At 57.0% G+C, this 17,359-nt stretch carries 20 protein-coding genes; 15 read left to right on the top strand and 5 right to left on the bottom strand.

Features of this window, described 5'->3' with window-relative positions; all coding sequences use genetic code 11:
* Positions 1-84: 84 nt before the first annotated feature.
* From pheA to NITLEN_RS04500, 11 genes are read left to right on the top strand one after another with little or no spacing between them, the layout of a single operon-like run.
* Positions 85-1,161, top strand: coding sequence for a prephenate dehydratase (gene pheA / locus NITLEN_RS04550; protein ID WP_121988375.1), 1,077 nt, complete (start codon positions 85-87; stop codon positions 1,159-1,161).
* Positions 1,162-1,165: 4 nt separating this feature from the next.
* Complete coding sequence (gene hisC, locus NITLEN_RS04545; protein WP_121988374.1) at positions 1,166-2,248, top strand: histidinol-phosphate transaminase; 1,083 nt, start codon at positions 1,166-1,168, stop codon at positions 2,246-2,248.
* Between the two features lie 18 nt (positions 2,249-2,266).
* Positions 2,267-3,280 (top strand): 3-deoxy-7-phosphoheptulonate synthase, encoded by a 1,014-nt coding sequence (gene aroF, locus NITLEN_RS04540; protein WP_121988373.1) that lies wholly within the window; start codon positions 2,267-2,269, stop codon positions 3,278-3,280.
* Positions 3,281-3,321: 41 nt separating this feature from the next.
* Positions 3,322-4,215, top strand: coding sequence for a prephenate dehydrogenase (locus NITLEN_RS04535; RefSeq protein WP_121988372.1), 894 nt, complete (start codon positions 3,322-3,324; stop codon positions 4,213-4,215).
* Positions 4,216-4,222: 7 nt separating this feature from the next.
* A complete protein-coding gene (gene aroA / locus NITLEN_RS04530; protein ID WP_121988371.1) occupies positions 4,223-5,539 on the top strand; it encodes a 3-phosphoshikimate 1-carboxyvinyltransferase in 1,317 nt (438 codons plus the stop codon).
* Positions 5,540-5,590: 51 nt separating this feature from the next.
* Positions 5,591-6,250: a (d)CMP kinase gene (cmk, locus tag NITLEN_RS04525; RefSeq protein ID WP_121988370.1), complete on the top strand. Its 660-nt coding sequence runs from the start codon at positions 5,591-5,593 to the stop codon at positions 6,248-6,250.
* Positions 6,247-6,945 (top strand): lysophospholipid acyltransferase family protein, encoded by a 699-nt coding sequence (locus tag NITLEN_RS04520; RefSeq protein WP_121988369.1) that lies wholly within the window; start codon positions 6,247-6,249, stop codon positions 6,943-6,945. The genes cmk and NITLEN_RS04520 overlap by 4 nt, the downstream gene beginning before the upstream one ends.
* Positions 6,946-7,000: 55 nt before the next feature.
* Positions 7,001-8,710 (top strand): 30S ribosomal protein S1, encoded by a 1,710-nt coding sequence (locus NITLEN_RS04515; protein ID WP_121988368.1) that lies wholly within the window; start codon positions 7,001-7,003, stop codon positions 8,708-8,710.
* Between the two features lie 39 nt (positions 8,711-8,749).
* The gene (gene sppA / locus NITLEN_RS04510) at positions 8,750-9,649 is read left to right on the top strand and encodes a signal peptide peptidase SppA (RefSeq protein WP_121988367.1); all 900 of its coding nucleotides are present in this window, start codon (positions 8,750-8,752) and stop codon (positions 9,647-9,649) included.
* 58 nt (positions 9,650-9,707) lie between these two features.
* Positions 9,708-9,986: an HU family DNA-binding protein gene (locus NITLEN_RS04505; protein ID WP_121988366.1), complete on the top strand. Its 279-nt coding sequence runs from the start codon at positions 9,708-9,710 to the stop codon at positions 9,984-9,986.
* 19 nt (positions 9,987-10,005) lie between these two features.
* A complete protein-coding gene (locus NITLEN_RS04500; RefSeq protein WP_121988365.1) occupies positions 10,006-11,007 on the top strand; it encodes a PCP reductase family protein in 1,002 nt (333 codons plus the stop codon).
* Between the two features lie 148 nt (positions 11,008-11,155).
* Here the strand turns inward: NITLEN_RS04500 and NITLEN_RS04495 are convergent, their stop codons facing one another.
* Complete coding sequence (locus NITLEN_RS04495) at positions 11,156-11,476, bottom strand: hypothetical protein (protein WP_121988364.1); 321 nt, start codon at positions 11,474-11,476, stop codon at positions 11,156-11,158.
* A gap of 205 nt (positions 11,477-11,681) precedes the next feature.
* On the opposite strand from NITLEN_RS04495, the gene NITLEN_RS04490 reads away from it, so the two are divergent.
* From NITLEN_RS04490 to NITLEN_RS04485, 4 genes are all read left to right on the top strand, one after another.
* On the top strand, positions 11,682-12,884 hold the full coding sequence (locus NITLEN_RS04490) for an FG-GAP repeat domain-containing protein (protein ID WP_146216096.1): 1,203 nt from the start codon (positions 11,682-11,684) through the stop codon (positions 12,882-12,884).
* 142 nt (positions 12,885-13,026) lie between these two features.
* On the top strand, positions 13,027-13,200 hold the full coding sequence (locus tag NITLEN_RS18030) for a hypothetical protein (protein ID WP_181416631.1): 174 nt from the start codon (positions 13,027-13,029) through the stop codon (positions 13,198-13,200).
* Between the two features lie 21 nt (positions 13,201-13,221).
* Positions 13,222-13,410 (top strand): hypothetical protein, encoded by a 189-nt coding sequence (locus NITLEN_RS17830; RefSeq protein ID WP_146216095.1) that lies wholly within the window; start codon positions 13,222-13,224, stop codon positions 13,408-13,410.
* Between the two features lie 42 nt (positions 13,411-13,452).
* Positions 13,453-14,343, top strand: coding sequence for a D-alanyl-D-alanine carboxypeptidase family protein (locus NITLEN_RS04485; RefSeq protein ID WP_121988362.1), 891 nt, complete (start codon positions 13,453-13,455; stop codon positions 14,341-14,343).
* 291 nt (positions 14,344-14,634) lie between these two features.
* On the opposite strand, the gene NITLEN_RS04480 is transcribed toward NITLEN_RS04485, so the two are convergent.
* From NITLEN_RS04480 to NITLEN_RS04465, 4 genes are all read right to left on the bottom strand, one after another.
* Complete coding sequence (locus NITLEN_RS04480; RefSeq protein ID WP_146216094.1) at positions 14,635-15,168, bottom strand: hypothetical protein; 534 nt, start codon at positions 15,166-15,168, stop codon at positions 14,635-14,637.
* Between the two features lie 181 nt (positions 15,169-15,349).
* Complete coding sequence (locus NITLEN_RS04475; protein ID WP_121988360.1) at positions 15,350-15,649, bottom strand: hypothetical protein; 300 nt, start codon at positions 15,647-15,649, stop codon at positions 15,350-15,352.
* 17 nt (positions 15,650-15,666) lie between these two features.
* Complete coding sequence (locus NITLEN_RS04470; RefSeq protein WP_121988359.1) at positions 15,667-16,056, bottom strand: DUF2065 family protein; 390 nt, start codon at positions 16,054-16,056, stop codon at positions 15,667-15,669.
* A 31-nt stretch (positions 16,057-16,087) separates the two neighbouring features.
* Positions 16,088-17,344, bottom strand: a complete 1,257-nt coding sequence (locus tag NITLEN_RS04465; RefSeq protein WP_121988358.1) for a Glu/Leu/Phe/Val family dehydrogenase — start codon at positions 17,342-17,344, stop codon at positions 16,088-16,090.
* Positions 17,345-17,359 lie beyond the last annotated feature (15 nt).

The following is a 17,359-nucleotide window of genomic DNA, read 5'->3' as shown; positions in this document are numbered from 1 at the left end:
CTGTATCATCCTTTGCTTACTTGCACTCGATCTGCCTCTGGACAGTCGTCCAACTCATGAGGCACGGGTGGAGGGGGTTCGCGCATGCCTGGTGACCTTTCCGGTTATCGGAAGGAGATTGATCGTATCGACGATGAGATTCTTCGTCTGCTCAATGAGCGGTCGAAGAGCGTCATCGAGATCGGTCATATCAAGAAAGCTCAGGATGCGGCCGCTAATCTGCATACCCCGGCTCGCGAAGCCGCCATTATCGAGCGATTAGTCGGTCAAAATCCCGGTCCTTTTCCCTCAGAAGCCATCCGTCCCGTCTATCGGGAAATCATGTCGGCGTCTCTTTCGCTGGAAGGTCCGCAGAAGGTGGCCTATCTGGGCCCACGCGCGACGTTCACACACATGGCCTGCATGCAGAAATTCGGCTCGTCGGCTCAATACATTCCGGTCCACAGTATCAAGGAAGTATTCAACGAAGTGGAACGGGGCCGCGCGAATTTTGGTGTTGTGCCGATCGAGAATACGACCGAAGGTGTTGTGAATCACACGCTCGATATGTTCATCGATTCGAACCTCCTGATCTACGGAGAAGTGCTCCAAGAGGTCTCACACCATCTGATGTCGAAGTCCGGCGTGATGGAAGAGGTCAAAAAGATTTGCTCGCATCCGCAGGCGATTGCACAATGCCGCAACTGGATCGAAACGCATATGCCGCATGTGTTGGTGTCGGAAGTCGCCAGCACGGCCCGCGCCGCGGAGATATGTCAGGAAGACGTCACCATAGCCGCCATCGCATCGGAACTGGCGGCTCAGCTCTACGGGCTCAAAGTGATGAAGGCGCGAATCGAAGACAATCTGAACAATTTCACCCGTTTCCTGGTCCTGTCGCAGAAGCCGCCGCAGCGCACCGGGAAAGATAAGACCTCGTTGATGCTGTCGATTAAAGACAAAGTCGGCGCGCTGTATGATCTCCTCAGGCCGTTTGCGTCAAATGGCATCAGCATGACGAAGATCGAGTCGCGTCCCTCCAGGCGGAAGGCGTGGGAGTATATTTTCTTTGTCGATGTGGAAGGCCACATGGAAGAAGAACGCGTGAATCGGGCGATCGAAGAGATTAAAGGCCGCTGTCTCTTTATGAAGATTCTGGGTTCCTATCCGGCCCACAATTAGATCTATGGCACTGCGTATTCATCCAGATATTGCTTCGCTCAGTCCCTATGTCCCGGGGAAGCCGATTGAGGAATTGCAGCGTGAGCTGGGTCTGGCGCGCGTGATCAAGCTCGCCTCGAATGAGAATCCGCTTGGACCATCGCCGAAAGCGCTGGCTGCGCTCGTCGGGGGGCATGATAGTCTGCATCGGTATCCGGATGGCGGCGCCTATCGCTTGCGTCAGGCATTGGCCGATCGATGGAAGGTCAGCCTCGATCACATTATTCTCGGCAATGGATCAGACGAAGTCCTCGGCCTGCTGGCTCGGACGTTCCTGGCGCCGGGCGATGAAGCGGTGATGGCCGATCAGACCTTTGTGATCTACAAGATGGAAGTCACGGCGGCCCACGGGAAAGCGGTGATCGTTCCGTTGGTCAATTGGACGCACGATCTCGACGGAATGGCCAACGCCATTACGGCCAAGACCAGGCTCGTCTTTCTCTGCAACCCCAACAATCCCACCGGGACCATGGTTGCTGCCGATGCCGTCGCCCGGTTCATGGCGAAGGTTCCGGACGATGTGGTCGTGGTTTTTGATGAAGCCTATCTTGAATATGTGTGCGATCCGCATTTCCCGGACAGCTTGCAGTATGTGACGCAGGGGCGGAACGCGATTGTGCTGAGAACGTTCTCGAAAATTTACGGTCTGGCAGGGTTGCGGATCGGGTACGGGATTACGACTCCGGAGATCACGAACTGCCTGAATCGCGTGCGGCCGCCGTTCAATGCCAATACGCTGGCGCAGCGTGCGGCTCTGGCCGCGCTGGGTGACGACGAACATGTGACGAAGAGTCGAGCCGTGAACGCGGCGGGCATGCAGCAGCTCGAACGCGGTTTGCGCGCGCTGGGATTTGCCGCGATTCCCAGCCAGGCGAATTTTGTGTATTTCGACGTCAAGCGCGATGGCCGGCGGGTGTTCGATGCCTTACTGCGCGAGGGCGTGATTGTGCGGCACATTGAGGGCACGATGCTGCGCGTGACGATCGGTCAGCCGGACGAGAATGACGCGTTCCTGGCCTCGTTGAAGAACGTCTTGCAGTCGACGTGACGTAATAGAGAGGGCATCATGATCATCGTCTTAAGACCTGACGCATCTGAACGCGAAGTCGATCATATTATCGATCGCCTGCGCGAGTTGGGATTGAAGTCACAAATTTCAACCGGTCAGGAGCGCACCATCATCGGGGTGATCGGCGACGATCGGATTTTGCACAATCAGCCCCTGACCGCGCTGCCCGGTGTGGAAAGCGTCTTGCCGATTCTCGCGCCTTGGAAGCTGGTGAGCCGGGAATTCAAGAAAGAATCGACGATTATTGATGTGGGCGGGGTAAAAATCGGCGGGAAGAAGCTGGCCATCATGGCCGGACCCTGTGCGGTGGAGCGCCTTGAACTCACGGTTGGAATTGCTCATGAAGTGAAGGCCGCCGGCGCGTCGGTATTGCGCGGAGGAGCCTACAAGCCACGAACGTCACCCTATTCGTTCCAGGGGTTGGGGCGAGAAGGACTGGACTATCTGCTTGAGGCCAAGAAGCAAACGGGATTGCCGGTCGTCAGCGAGATTTTGGACACGCGAGACATTGAGTTGTTTCTGGAGAAGGCCGACATCATTCAGATCGGCGCCCGCAATATGCAGAATTTCGAACTCTTGAAGGAAGTCGGGGCCTATGACAAGCCGGTGCTGTTGAAGCGCGGATTGTCGGCGACTATCAAGGAGTTTCTCCTGTCGGCGGAGTACATTATGTCGCGGGGCAATCGTAACGTCATGCTCTGCGAGCGGGGTATCCGGACGTTTGAAACTCAGTATCGGAATACACTGGATCTGGCGGCGATTCCGACGCTGAAAGAGCTGTCGCATCTTCCCGTCATCGTCGATCCGAGCCATGCCACGGGGAAATGGCAGCTGGTGGCGCCCATGTCCAAGGCGGCAATTGCGGCGGGCGCCGACGGGTTGTTGATCGAAGTTCATTCCAATCCTGAATGTGCCTTGTGTGACGGAGAGGAATCGATCAAGCCGTCAAAGTTCAAAGAGTTGATGCGCGATCTTGGGAATATTGGACGAGCGGTCGGGCGGGACATTTAGTCTGCCACACCTTCTCTCAGGGGAATAGGCCGCGATAGCGTATGGCAGTTCATTTCAAACAGGTCGCAATTATCGGAGTGGGCCTAATCGGTGGGTCGCTCGGGATGATCTTGCGCCGCAAGGGGTTGGCCGATCAGGTGGTCGGCATCGGCCGGCGGGTGGAAAATCTCCAGACGGCCGTCGAGCTGGGTGCGATCGATCGATATGTGGCTGACCCTAAGGACGGTGTGCGTGGTGCGGACCTCGTCATTCTGGCTACACCGGTCGATACCTATGACCGACATCTGAAGGACTGGGGCTCGTGCCTCTCACCCGGGGCCATCGTGAGCGATGTCGGGAGTGTGAAGGGCCTGTTGGTGGAACAGTCCGAAGCCAGCATGCCGGCCGGCGTACATTTCGTTGGCGCGCACCCGATTGCCGGAAAAGAAAAAACCGGTGTGGCAGCGGGAACCGATCAGCTGTTTCAGGGCGCGCGCTGCATCGTGACGCCTACGCCCAAGACCGATGCGCAAGCGCTGGAGCGAGTGCGGGCGTTGTGGCAGGAGACGGGCTCGATTGTGCTGACGATGGATCCGCATGTGCACGATCAGATTCTGGGCGCCGTGAGTCATTTGCCGCATGTTGCGGCCTTCGCGCTGATTGCCGCGTTGGCGAATCTTCGTGACCGTGAAATTCCATCGCTCGACCTGGGGGCGCACTCCGGAGGCGGGTTGCGGGATACGACCAGGATTGCGGCGAGTTCTCCTGAGATGTGGCGGGATATTTTCCTCTGGAATCGCGAGAACGTGGTGCATTTCATCGATGCCTATCAGGAATCGCTCCAGGAGTTTCGGCGGCTGGTCCATGCGGGCGACGGAGCTGGGATCGAAAAGGCGATTGAGTGTGCCAAATCCGAGCGCGAGAAATTGAACGTACGTCCTGCTGTGACGGTGTAACTGAACTATGGCTTCCTTGACGATCACCCCTGGCCGCGCGCTCACCGGAACTCTTACGGTACCCGGCGATAAGTCTGTGACGCACCGCGCGATCATCCTCACGTCGCTGGCCGAGGGTGAAAGCCGATTGTCCAGCTATTGCCGCGGGGAAGATTGCTTGAATACGATGCGCGCGTTTCAGGCGCTGGGCATTCGCATTGATGAACAGCCGGACGCGCTTCGCGTGCATGGCAAAGGGATGTGGGGCTTGCGGGAAGCCGATGGTCCGATCGATTGCGGCAATTCCGGGACCGGGACTCGTTTATTGACCGGGTTGTTGGCCGGTCAGGATTTCTTCACGATTTTGACCGGAGACGAGTCGATTCGCCGGAGGCCGATGGGGCGTGTGGTGAAGCCTCTGCGGGAGATGGGCGCGGTGATTGCCGGGCGTAAAGGCGGGGAGCTGGCTCCGTTGGCCATTACTGGCACGCGGCTCCACGGGATTGATTACACTTCCCCGGTGGCCAGTGCGCAGATCAAGTCGTCGCTCCTGTTCGCAGGGCTCTTCGCCGAAGGCATTATGCGGTTTCGCGAGCCGCGCTTGTCACGCGATCATACGGAGCGGATGTTTCAGTCGTTCGGCATTCCGTTGCGGCAGGATGGCGGGACCTTGGTGCTGCAAGGGCGGCCATCGTCCGGCTGGACCGGGCGTGCAATCGTGATCCCCGGAGATTTTTCCGCTGCGGCATTCTTTCTGGTGGGCGCGAGTATTATCCCGGGCTCTGACGTGACGATTCAGAATGTCGGGATCAATCCGACCAGAACCGGGCTGATCGATGTGTTGACGGCGATGGGAGCCAAGATCGATGTGCTCAATCGGCGGGATGAAGCCGGGGAACCGGTGGCAGATCTTCGGGTCCGGTCGGCCGCACTGAAGGGCGTGACGGTTGGTCCTGAACTGATCCCACAAACAATCGACGAGTTCCCGATCCTCTGTGTGGCGGCGGCCGTTGCGGAAGGTGAGACCACGATCTCCGGGGCTGAAGAGCTTCGTGTGAAGGAAAGCGACCGCATTGCCACGATGAGTGCCGAGCTGAAAGCCATGGGAGCCCAGATCACGGAACTGCCAGACGGTATGGTGATTCGTGGGCTGGGGCAGGCGGGAAAGAATGGCCGGTTGCTCGGGACACTGGCGGGGCAAAGCCATGGCGACCATCGCGTGGCGATGTCGCTGGCTATCGGCGGGTTAACGGCGAACACCTCTACAGCCGTGGCGGATACAGGCTGCGTGGATACCTCGTTCCCGAATTTCGAGCGCACCCTAGCGAGCTTGTTGACGGCATAGGCCCGGGGGCTATAATACGGCTCTTTTGGCTTGAGGAGGCAGGTAGCGGCAGTGATCATCGCGATTGATGGACCAGCTGGCGTGGGGAAAAGTACGGTGGCTCGACAGCTGGCGTCGAGGCTGGGCTACCTCTATCTCGATACGGGAGCGCTCTATCGGGCGGTGGCCTGGAGGACGCTGCGGAGCGGCATCGATCCGACCGATAGCAAGCAAATCTCGGCGTTGCTTCCAGCCCTCTCGATTCAGATGTTGTTTCAAAACGGCGCGATGCTGGTATTGGTCAACGATGTGGATGTTACGAATGAACTGCGTACGCCCGACGTGACGGCAGCGGCCTCGATCGTCTCGGCGATTCCCGCCGTTCGCGAATGGCTCTTGCCGGTGCAACGGCAAATCGGACAACGCGGGTCGGTGGTGGCGGAAGGGCGTGACATCGGAACCAAGATATTTCCTTCGGCGCCGATAAAATTCTTCCTTGAAGCGGACGCGACCGTGCGGGCCGAGCGTCGCCATCGCGAATTGGTGGCGGCTGGGCATCACGCTTCGATGGAAAAGACCTATCAGGATCTATCCGGTCGGGACGAGCGGGATCGTACCCGCGCCGTCGCTCCGCTGGTGCCCGCAGCCGATGCCCGGTTGATCGATACCTCGTCGTTGCGGATTGAAGACGTGGTGGAACAGATGTTAGCGGCGGTTGCGGCGGTCTCGTGAGCGGATTGATTTACGGGATCCTCTGGGTCCTGGTGCGAGCTTCTGCAGCGGTCTTGTTTCGGTTTAAAGTGGAAGGGGCGTTGCCGCGGACGGGGGGAGTGCTGGTGGCGGCCAATCACGCCAGCTATGTCGATATTCCGCTGCTGGGTTGCGGGATGACGCGGCGGGCCTGGTATCTCGGGCGCAATGATTTGTTTCCTGTGCCGGTGTTGAACGGGATTTTGCAGCGGCTTGGCTGGATTCCTCTTCGGCCCGGCCGATTGGATCGAGAGGCGTTCGGGAAAGCGATCAGTCTGATTCAGGCCGGCAAGGTCGTGGTGATTTTTCCGGAAGGCGGGCGCAGTCACGATGGCCATTTACGGCAGCCGAAATCGGGCATCGGGGTGATCGTCTCGCAGACCGGTTGTCCGGTAGTGCCGGCCTATCTGAAAGGGACGTTCGATGTCTTGCCGACCGGTGCCAAGTGGCCGAGGTTTCGGCAGGTGACGGTGAAGCTGGGAGACCCGCTGACCTTCGAGAGCGGGCATCCCAAAGAACACGATAAGGCCGATGCCAAACGTTTTTACCAACAGGTCAGCCGCACGGTGATCACGCAAATCGCCGCTCTCGGAAACGTTCCGCCTCCCATGGCGGGACATGAGGGTGAGCGAGTGTCACCGGAGCAGCAGACTACCGGAGCTCGCAACGCTGAGTGAGCCCGGCTTTTTCACCATCAGCACCCGGCCCATGCCGGAGGATTAGGATCTCTCCATGAGTACCGCATCGACAGGGAATGAACCGAAGTTAGACCGCGCCGCGCTGGCCGCCCTCTACGAGGAGACTTTCCGCAATCTCGAGGAAGGCACAATTACCGAAGGCCGCGTGGTGGCATTGACGAAGGACAAAGTTGTCGTTGATATCGGCTACAAGTCCGAGGGGATGATTCCGAGTGATCAATTCTCGCCGGATGATCTCCAGGCCCTCAAGGTTGGGGACAGCCTCCAAGTCTACATCGAAGAATGTGAAGATGACGACGGCAACTTGGTTTTGTCCAAGGAAAAAGCCGACAAGATGAAGATCTGGGAAGAGCTCGAAAAGCTCTTCAATGAAGAAAAGAGCATCGACGGGAAAATCATTTCGCGGATCAAGGGCGGCATGATGGTCGATATCGGCGTCAAGGCGTTCTTGCCGGGCTCACAGATCGATCTGCATCCGGTGCGTGATTTGGATGGCCTCGTCGGCAAGACCTTCCCGCTGAAGATCATTAAGATCAACCATCGCCGCGGCAATGTGGTGGTGTCCCGTCGAGTCCTTCTTGAGGAGACGCGTGACAAGAAGCGTCAGACGACGCTGGCGAATTTGAAGGAAGGCCAGCTGATTCAGGGCATGGTCAAGAACATCACCGATTACGGGGCGTTCATCGACCTCGGCGGCATTGACGGCTTGCTCCATATCACGGATATGTCATGGGGCCGTGTCGGCCATCCGTCGGAAATGTTCACCGTCGGCGATCGGGTGGAAGTCAACGTGTTGAAGTACGATCGGGAGACCGGCCGTATCTCGCTCGGTCTCAAGCAGAAGTCCGCCGATCCCTGGACGAATGTGGCTGGGAAGTATCCGATCGGCACGCGCGTGCGTGGGCGGGTGGTGAGCTTGACGGATTACGGAGCGTTTATCGAGCTCGAGCCGGGCGTCGAAGGATTAGTCCATGTGTCGGAAATGTCCTGGACGCATGAAGTGCGCCATCCGTCGCGCGTGGTGACCGTGGGCGATCAGGTTGAAGCTGCCGTGTTGAACGTGGATCCGGCCAGCCGGAAGATTTCGTTGGGCATGAAGCAGACCGCTCCCAATCCCTGGGATATGATTGAGAGCAAGTACCCGATCGGCACGAAGATCGAAGGAAAAGTGAAGAGCCTCACCGATTTCGGAGCCTTCATCGGACTGGAAGAGGGCATTGATGGTTTGATCCACATTTCCGATATGTCGTGGACCAAGCATATCAAGCATCCGTCGGAGCTGTTCAAGAAGGCGCAGAAGGTCGATGCGGTGGTGTTGCGGATCGACAAAGAAAAAGAGCGGTTGTCGCTCGGATTCAAGCAGCTCTCACGCGATCCGTGGGACGATGAAATCCCGGCGCGCTACCATGTCAGCGATTCGGTGACGGGGAAGGTCAGCAAGGTGGCCGACTTTGGAATTTTCATCGAGTTGGAAGGTGGGGTCGAAGGGTTGATTCACATCAGCGAAGCCGGATTGGACGGTGCGGCGAAGCTCGAAGAGAAGTTTAAGCTGTTAGATGACGTGACAGCGAAGATCATCAAGGTCGATCGCGAAGAGCGGAAGATTGCGCTCAGCTTGCGCGAACATCAATCCGACTCCGATCGCCGGCAGGTCGATGAATATCATTCCACGCAGGGTGCGCTCGATCAAAGTCTCGGACGCGCCGCGAAGCAGAGCCGTAAGAAGTCGCAGGCGGAAGACTAATGCGAGGCCGCTGGTTGTCTCACACATACATGAGGCATCATGGCTGACGATCAACCGATAGAACGCAGTCCCAAGCGCTCCCTGCTGCGCAAGATTCTTTGGGTCGTGGGGGGTGGTTTGGGGTTGCTGTTCTTGGTCAATCTATTGATGCCTGATCTCGACCTCTCGGGTGAGGATCGCATCGCGCTGATCCGCATCGAGGGGGTCATCGTTGATGCCCAGGAAACGCTCGGCGAACTGAAGAAATTCAGTGAGAATCCCTCCGTCAAAGCGATCGTCCTTCGGATCGATAGCCCTGGCGGAGGGGTGGTCCCCTCGCAAGAGATTTACGATGCCGTGCGCCGGGTGCGGACGAAGAGCAACAAGGCCGTGATTGCTTCCATGGGGAGCGTCGCGGCCTCGGGCGGTTACTACATTGCCGCCGCGACCGATCGTATCGTGGCGAATCCCGGGACCTTAACCGGGAGTATCGGCGTGATCATGGAGATGGCGAATTTCGAGGGCCTTCTCCAGAAGATCGGGGTCGAGGGGGTCGTTATAAAAAGCGGGAAGTATAAAGATGTCGGCTCTCCGCTGAGAAAAATGAGTGAGGAAGAGCGCGGGTTGCTGCAAACGGTTATGGACGACGTCCATAAGCAGTTTATTGAAGCGGTCGCCGAAGGTCGCGCGCTCGAAGTGCCGGAAGTGCAGGCACTGGCCGACGGACGGATTTTTACCGGTCGGCAGGCGAAAGCCGCGAAACTGGTCGATGAGCTTGGCAACCTGGATGATGCGATTCAACTGGCGGCCGATGTCGCGGGAATCGAGGGCGAGCCGAGAATCATTGAACAGCGCCGCCGGTTTTCAATTCGCGAGCTGCTGGAGTCGAAGCTCTCATCGGTCTTGCCAAAATTCGATTTCCATCCAGGGGTGAATCTGAAGTATCTCATGGCCTATTAATCGTGCGGCCATGCGTATGGCCGCACGTGTCCATCAGTGGGACGAAAGGGGGGCGGACATGACGAAAGCGCAGATCATCGAACAGATGTCGGAGAAAGTCACCACGTTGACCAAGCGACAGGCCGAAGTCGTCGTGAATACCATTTTTGACTGTATTCGAGATTCCTTGAAAAATGGCGATAAGACAGAAATTCGTGGGTTCGGAAGTTTTCGCTTGCGGGCGCGGCGGATGAAAGAAGGGCGGAATCCGAAGACCGGAGCGACTGTCGCCGTGCCGGCGAAACGTGTGCCGTTCTTTAAGGCCGGCAAAGAACTCAAAGAGTTACTGAACCAATAGCGCGTGAGAAGGAGTGCCCATGTCATCCTCAGATTCTGCTGAGTCTCCCGGCGCGGAAATTCGCTGGACCGATGGTGCGCTGAAGCGCATGGAGCGTGCTCCGGTCTTTCTGCGAGGCATGGTCCGGCGGTTAGCTGAAAAAAAAGCGCGAGAACTCGGCTACGAAGAGATCGACGAAATCAAGTTGGACCAATTCAAGGGTCAGATGATGGGCTCGATGGGTGGCGCGACCGGTATGGCGTCCGCGGCCGAGGCGATGGAAAAGGGGCAGCTGCCGTGGACTGCGGCGGCGAAGGCGCGGCTCGATGCGGTGCCCGAGTTCATGCGCGGGATGATCAAGCAGATTGCGGAAGAGATGGCTCGCGAAGGCGGGCATATGGAAGTCAATATCGACTTACTCGATCGAGTCGAATCGCTGGCCGATGCGCGGGAGCGGGAGTTGCCTCCGTTGAGATGGAGCGAAGGTGCGTTGGCGCTTCTTCAGCAGAAGATCAAAGACTCGCCACCGATCGCGCTCGAATTTGTCAGTGACATGATTCGGCACGACACGGAAGAGGCGGCCCGTGAAAAAGGGTTTACGGCCATCGATGAAGTGAATGTCATACAATTGTGGGAGGCTCCGCAACAGAAAGTCGCCTGGGCGGATGAGGCGTGGAAGCGACTCCAGACCTCGCCTGATTTCGTCCGGAGTGGTATCCGAAAGGCGGCAGAACGCCGCGCCAGGAAACTGGGCTTGTCCGAGATCGACTCGGACTCTTTGACGACGTTTCGCAATCAGGCGATGATGAAAGCGGTCAAACGGATTCGGTCGTTCGGGTACAACGAGTTGACGTTTGACGCATTTGATACGGCATTGACCAAGACGAAGCGGCTTCAGGGAAACGATCAGGCAGAGAAGCGCTTGCAGGAAATCCGCGGGCATTTTTCCGATCCCAACGTGAAAAAGCCAGAGGGGGGCACGCTTGGGGCCGATCTCATGGGCCGATTCAGAAAGTATCTCAAGGGGGAAGGCGCGTTATAGCGTCCGGTGCAGAGCGCATCTCCGCCGATCTCATCGTATTAGGGCGAGTCGATCCCACCATGTTGATGTTTAACGTGGGTTGCTTGAGTGGGGGATGATGCAGGAACAATTCTCCCGGCATCGCATGCGCGATGCCGGGAGAACTTTCTTAGTGAGTGCCGACAGCTTGCGGCCAGAACTTGTGGCGGATTTGAGGAAGCGGTTCGTTATCGAAATTCGGGATATCGTAGAGACAGCGGTCAATGGTCGCCACTTCGTCTTCCGTCAGATCCAAGGACACTTTCTTTTTCCAAAATTGGTCGAGGGTGAAGTAATCACCCGATTGCGGCTTTTCCGCCATTAACGCGGTCATCTTCTGGAACCCTTCGGTATCGACCCCAGCGATCCGGCCTTTGTTTCGATCGTGGCACCAGCTGAGGACTTCAGCAATGCCGTACATTGTAATGTCTACCTTGACTCGATTGCTCATTGGTTCCTCCTCAAAATGAGCTCGTATTCTAGCGCAAATCCGGTTGAATCGACAAGGCTCAAATCCCTATTCTCTGAAGAATCCGGCAGATTGCATGGTGAAACCAGGGGTCTGTATACTCCGCGAGCGCTCGATTGGGTGACGCATAGGTCGAGCGCACGTCCATGAATAGGCCCATTGGCCCAAGTTGAGAAAGGTGTGAGCTGTGAAGCCAATCTGCCGCCGTATGAACCGCAGGGGGATACGGCTGTTGATTCCCATTTTATCTCTCTTCGCGGGAATCAGCCTGCTGTCTTGTTCCAAGACGGATCCCTACACGCCCCCCGATCTGTTCTATTACTACACGAGTTACAAGGTCGGAAAAAATCCGACGACCATTACGACGGGGGATTTCAATCACGATACATTTACGGATCTCATTACGACGAATATTTCCAGCAATACTCTCTCAATCTTACTGGGCAATGGGGACGGAAGTTTTAGCGACCAAATCCAGGTCAAAGTGTGTCAGGAGCCACGGACTTTGGTTATGGCTGACTTCAATCACGATACCCATGCGGATATCGTGCTGGCCTGCTCAGGCGGTGATGAAGTCGCGTTCTTGATGGGGCGAGGAAACGGCAAGTTTGAAGAGGGGCCGCACTACCCGGTCCATCGAACACCGGTCGCCTTGGCCGTCGCGGATCTGAATGGAGACGGACACTCCGACGTGGTAGTTGCGCTGCGAAACGATAAAATCCAAATATTTCTTGGAACCGGAACCTCAGAGTTTCGTCACGGGGCGCAATATACCTATGGCGATACGCCCACATCTGTGGCGCTGTCGGATCTCAATGGCGATGAGAAGATCGACATGGTCGTCACCAACGGCGGTCCCATGTCGAATGCCGTTTCAATCTGGCTGGGAAATGGGGACGGGACGTTTCGCGATCCGAAAGACTATCGGACAGGCAAGCGCCCGCTCTCAGCCACATTTGCTGATTTCAACAATGATCGCCACCGCGATCTGCTCGTGATCAACGGCGAACGAGATAGTTTCACCACGTACCTCGGTAATGGTAATGGCACATTTCTGCCGGGAAAAGATTCAGGCGCCGATGCCGGGCCTATCTCAGGCGTCACGCGCGATTTCGACGGCGATCGGATTCTTGATGTCGCCATTGCGAATTTGCAGTCCAACGATCTATCGATTCTCTTCGGCAAGGGGGACGGCACCTTTCATTATCCACCGAGAAACTATCCGGCCAAATCGGGCCCGTTTGCGCTGGCGACATTCTGGGTGACCACAAAAGCCGTCGAAGAGCCAGGACTCGTGACGGCTGACAATGGAAATGGCACGGTTTCCATTTTTCTTCATCGCGGACTGAAAGCCGTTAAACCATTGCCACTTGCCTCAGCTGAGCAGTGACTCCTCTATTACGACGCGCAATATCGGCACTTCTTGACAGGTCTTGGACCCTCCGTTAGAGTGACCGACAGGTGTGAGTCAGCGACATATTATTGTCCGTGTGAGCGTAATGCCCCTGAGAACATTTACCTGGTGGTTTGCAATGGGTTCAGTCTTGACCCTTGCGGTTCTCATGGTACAAGGGGGGATACGCGATCTCTTGGAAGGGACCCAGCCGGCTGCAGGCACCTCCGCAGTGGTCTCATTCGGCACCACGATTCTTGGTGGAGGCCTCCTGGCCGGATGCTTAGCGGTTGTGCTCAATCGACTTCGGTAATGACATTGTAGACGCGATGGTATGCGTTGCTTGAAATGCAAAGGGTTTATGATGGTCGAGCGGCACTATACGCTCATGAACCGCCGGCTCTTTGCGCGCTGTTTGAACTGCGGGTTTTGGATTGATCTCGCGGATGTCCTCCGGTTTTTTCATAAGGTAATCGATAGTGGAGTTCGTGGCGGGAAAGTCCGAGAATCCTACCCGCTGTAAGTATGTCCCTGTAGCTCACCCTCCTGGGTAAGGAGCCTCTCTTTGGCTAAGACCTCTGTCCTCACGTCAACGATCCTGGCAGCGGTATTTGGCATCGCGGTCTTGGGAATCCCGCTCGACGCCCAGGCCGAGTATAGCCATAAACAGAAGCGCCATGTTCGGGCCGCGAGTACTTCGGGGGACCGCCTTCCGTGGCGAGTGGCTCCCGCTCATAGCATTTTCATGAAAGAGCTTCGATCTGGCCGGGTGCTCTACCAGCACGACTCTCTCAAGCGACTCTCGCCCGCAAGCCTCACGAAAATCATGTCCGCGCTGGTCATTTTAGAAAAGGGGAAGCTGGATGATCAGGCGACCATCAGTCGCAATGCCGCGCGGGCGCCTAAAACGCATCTTCGGCTTCGTCCGGGAGAAGTGTTCAAACTCGAAGACTTGCTTAAAGCGATGCTGATCGTGTCTGCCAACGACGCGTGTCTGGCTGCCGTAGAACATGTCGGCGGTGATGAAGAGCAGTTTGTCATGCTGATGAACGCGAAGGCCGCGGCGCTGGGGTTGACCGATACCCACTTCAGCAACGGGTGTGGCTTTGATGGTCCTGAGCATTATTCCACGGCCGAGGATCTGGCAAAGCTCAGTGAGGTCGCTCTGCAAAATCCTATCTTCCGCGCGCTCGTGCGCGAGGAACGTGAGATTATCACTCCGATCAGCGGCCACCGTGCGTATGTGTTGCACAGCACGAATCGGCTGTTGGGGCGCATCCCCGGCGTGGAGGGCGTCAAAACCGGGTTCACCTCAAAAGCGGGACGATGCCTCATTGCCAAAGTTTCACAGAACGGCAGCGATTTATTGGTCGTGATTTTAAACTCCAATCGACGCTGGAACACCGCCATGAGCCTCATCGATTTCGGGCTCAAATCTACGGCTACCGTGCAGTAAGTCCCTGTATCAGTCTTTCCTTACCTGTAGAATTATCCCCGCGCGCAATATTCGATTTCCTCAGACTCATTTTTCACACCAGTTCCCCGCGCAGCGGCCTCTGCAAGTCAGCTGGCGCTGGTATCTCCATTTCAAGCGTGATCGATAGGGCTCTTATACGATCGAAATTTTATGCGGATTCCATGCAGCAGAAAAACTATGAGCTCGTGCGGCGGTAGATATCGAGGGGGGAATAGTCGGTTTGCGACGGATCGCGAGGAAGGTCTTGCCTAAAGAACAGCGGTCAGCGGTTTAGTGGGGGGCAGAAAATTCGATGTTGACGTCCTTCCCGAGATAATTGACCTGAAAGCCTTGCTTGTCGTAGGCCATGACGGCGCCCATCACATTTTCATCTCCGTACTCTTCTTTTCCCAACAATTTCCGGATGTCCTCAGGGCTTTCGCTGTTCAATACATTTCTAAAGATGCCTCGAGCCTTGTGGGTAAAGCGGTTGTTGATGAAAATAAGGTCGACTTTCCCATCCTGGACACGGACGCCAGCCATTGGGCCGGTGGGCTTCCGTTGGTCGATCAGGAATATAAAGGCGGCTTCCTGTTCCGCTTTGATCCCGGCGATCTTTTCATTGACCAGGACATCCAGCGCCTTCGCTTCCGTGTCGCCTAGCTTCACTCCGAACAGCGATACGGTCGCGCTGGAAATCTCCTTCGATTCCATCACATCATTTTTGCTCAGCTCGTAGGGCTCTGCGTGCAGCGATGAGGTTGCACTGGTAAGGATCGCCACGAGCATTACGGCTAGCGCGGACAATCCAGATTTCTTCCTCATCGTCTCCCCTTTCGCAGATCAAAGATAGTAGTTGATCGTACCGATTGTTCTGATCATTTCAAGGATAGGCAGGGTTGATTCAGCTTCGAACATTCTATCCAAGGGGCGATGAACTTGCAAGAAAGGTCCAACTCGGAGTGGCAAGGACCGCAGCAGGGAATTCGATAACACAAGACGTGTCTTAGGCGGATACCGTGGTGGCTAGCAGCAGTTCGCCGAGGTGATGGAGGCGTATGAAGTAGTGCTGGTGCTCAGTTTCCAACTCCGACGTCACCGCTTCAAGATCTGCGAGGCAGTCTTTCAGAATCTCGACTCGCTGATGGTCCAACCCTTCCGAACTGTCTAAGAAAAACACGACGCAGCCGCTAATGACGGTATCGAGCGTCATCAGCTGTCCCTGATTCGGGCTGGCAAAGGTTGGCCAGCCTTCGTTGCAATGTGTTTCCCAGGCCGATGTGATGGCGTCACGATTCACAGTCATGGTCTTCACCCTTCCAGTTATGACGATCCCATCCACCCTAGCGCATGGAGAAGGAGTGCGGCAAGCGTGCATAGGCCGATCCCGACAAACCGGTAATCCACATCGTCGCGGTTCAGGCACCACTCAACCACACGCGACCGCCACGCTTCCGGTCCCAGAGCGAGAAGCACCCCCTTGAGGAGCATGACTAAGGCGGTGATAATCCACAGAGGCTGGTAGGTGAGTGGCCACGCTGCGATCAGCAGAACGGCTCCCGCCAGGACCGACACCCACTGCCAGGTCCAGATCGCTGGTTGGTGGCGGATCACCTCCCGCAGACGTTCAACCATGAAGCGGGGTGCCAACAGTAGAGAGCACCCATCGGCGAGCCAGATTCCCGCGATGGCGGCCAAGGCATAGTCCCTCATGATGAACCGGCATCTGTCAGGAAGGACTGGCTCACGGGTACAGACCGCGTTGCAAATGTGCTTGGGCGACCTTGTCGATTCCGTTCATCAGCGCGGCCATTCGCATTGAGACCCGTTTTTCAGTGGCGAACAGCTTGGTCTGATGAAAGGCCGAAGTGATAATGTCGTGGAGTCGGTTTCGGATATCCGCCTCATTCCAGAAGAACCGCTGCAGGTCCTGGACCCACTCGAAATAGGACACAATGACGCCCCCTGAATTCGCCAGGATGTCGGGGATAATAAAAACGCCGTTGTCCTCAAGGATCCGATCGGCCTCGAGTGTGGTCGGGCCATTGGCGCCTTCCGCGAGGATGCGGCACCGAATGGCGGCGGCGTTGTGCACGGTGATCTGCTCCGACAACGCGGCTGGGACCAACACGGTGCATGGAAGCCGGAGCAGCTCTTCATTCGTGATCCAATCGCCCATCTTGGTGTCCTTGAGCGTCTGGCCCTTGGTCTTGTAGCGCTCTAAGAGCTCCCGGATGTTGAGTCCCTTTTCATTGTAGAGACCACCTGTGACATCGCTTACAGCAACGACGCGGGCTCCTTCTTGTTCCATGATGAGGGCGGTGTGCATCCCGACGTTTCCGAACCCCTGCACCACGACGGTGGCGCGATCGATAGAGAGCTGGAGATGCTGTAGCGCTTCCAATGTGACATACACGACTCCTCGGCCAGTCGCTTCTTCCCGTCCTAAGCTCCCGCCGATCGAAAGAGGCTTCCCGGTCACCACGCCGGGGACGGCGTAGCCGACTTGCTGGCTGTAGGTGTCCATCATCCAGGCCATGACTTGTGCGTCCGTCCCGACGTCGGGTGCGGGCACATCTTTATCGGGGCCGATCAACGGGAAAATCTCCGCGGCGTAGCGTCTGGTCAGCCGTTGAAGTTCCGCGTGGGACAATTGTTTGGGCGCGACGGCCACGCCTCCCTTGGCGCCGCCGTAGGGCAACCCGGCCACAGCACATTTCCAGGTCATCCACATGGCGAGCGCGGCGACTTCACCGAGGTTGACGTTGGGATGATAGCGGACACCGCCTTTGGAAGGGCCGCGAGAAGAGTCGTGCTGGACGCGGTATCCGGTGAAGACCTCGACGTGATCATCATCCATCCGGACGGGAATGCTGACGACGAGCGACCGCTGGGGTTGTTTGAGGCGCTCACGCAGGTTGTGGTCCAAGTGCATCGCTTCCGCTGCCTGGTCAAACTGGGAGACGGCCAATCGAAAGGTCGGAGTGTCGAATTCGTTCATGGCGACCTCACTCTG

Origin of the sequence: Nitrospira lenta, from assembly GCF_900403705.1 — a bacterium.
GTDB classification, from domain to species: domain Bacteria; phylum Nitrospirota; class Nitrospiria; order Nitrospirales; family Nitrospiraceae; genus Nitrospira_D; species Nitrospira_D lenta.
The sequence above is the reverse complement of the archived record's forward strand: the minus strand, read 5'-3'. Positions and strand labels throughout refer to the sequence as shown.

What these genes read in the sequence shown, in the direction of transcription:
- pheA (WP_121988375.1), top strand. Translation starts at nt 85, where the DNA reads ATGCCTGGTGACCTTTCCGGTTATCGGAAGGAGATTGATCGTATCGAC.
- hisC (WP_121988374.1), top strand. Translation starts at nt 1,166, where the DNA reads ATGGCACTGCGTATTCATCCAGATATTGCTTCGCTCAGTCCCTATGTC.
- aroF (WP_121988373.1), top strand. Translation starts at nt 2,267, where the DNA reads ATGATCATCGTCTTAAGACCTGACGCATCTGAACGCGAAGTCGATCAT.
- NITLEN_RS04535 (WP_121988372.1), top strand. Translation starts at nt 3,322, where the DNA reads ATGGCAGTTCATTTCAAACAGGTCGCAATTATCGGAGTGGGCCTAATC.
- aroA (WP_121988371.1), top strand. Translation starts at nt 4,223, where the DNA reads ATGGCTTCCTTGACGATCACCCCTGGCCGCGCGCTCACCGGAACTCTT.
- NITLEN_RS04515 (WP_121988368.1), top strand. Translation starts at nt 7,001, where the DNA reads ATGAGTACCGCATCGACAGGGAATGAACCGAAGTTAGACCGCGCCGCG.
- sppA (WP_121988367.1), top strand. Translation starts at nt 8,750, where the DNA reads ATGGCTGACGATCAACCGATAGAACGCAGTCCCAAGCGCTCCCTGCTG.
- NITLEN_RS04505 (WP_121988366.1), top strand. Translation starts at nt 9,708, where the DNA reads ATGACGAAAGCGCAGATCATCGAACAGATGTCGGAGAAAGTCACCACG.
- NITLEN_RS04500 (WP_121988365.1), top strand. Translation starts at nt 10,006, where the DNA reads ATGTCATCCTCAGATTCTGCTGAGTCTCCCGGCGCGGAAATTCGCTGG.
- NITLEN_RS04495 (WP_121988364.1), bottom strand. Translation starts at nt 11,476, where the DNA reads ATGAGCAATCGAGTCAAGGTAGACATTACAATGTACGGCATTGCTGAA.
- NITLEN_RS18030 (WP_181416631.1), top strand. Translation starts at nt 13,027, where the DNA reads ATGGGTTCAGTCTTGACCCTTGCGGTTCTCATGGTACAAGGGGGGATA.
- NITLEN_RS17830 (WP_146216095.1), top strand. Translation starts at nt 13,222, where the DNA reads ATGCGTTGCTTGAAATGCAAAGGGTTTATGATGGTCGAGCGGCACTAT.
- NITLEN_RS04480 (WP_146216094.1), bottom strand. Translation starts at nt 15,168, where the DNA reads ATGAGGAAGAAATCTGGATTGTCCGCGCTAGCCGTAATGCTCGTGGCG.
- NITLEN_RS04475 (WP_121988360.1), bottom strand. Translation starts at nt 15,649, where the DNA reads ATGACTGTGAATCGTGACGCCATCACATCGGCCTGGGAAACACATTGC.
- NITLEN_RS04470 (WP_121988359.1), bottom strand. Translation starts at nt 16,056, where the DNA reads ATGAGGGACTATGCCTTGGCCGCCATCGCGGGAATCTGGCTCGCCGAT.
- NITLEN_RS04465 (WP_121988358.1), bottom strand. Translation starts at nt 17,344, where the DNA reads ATGAACGAATTCGACACTCCGACCTTTCGATTGGCCGTCTCCCAGTTT.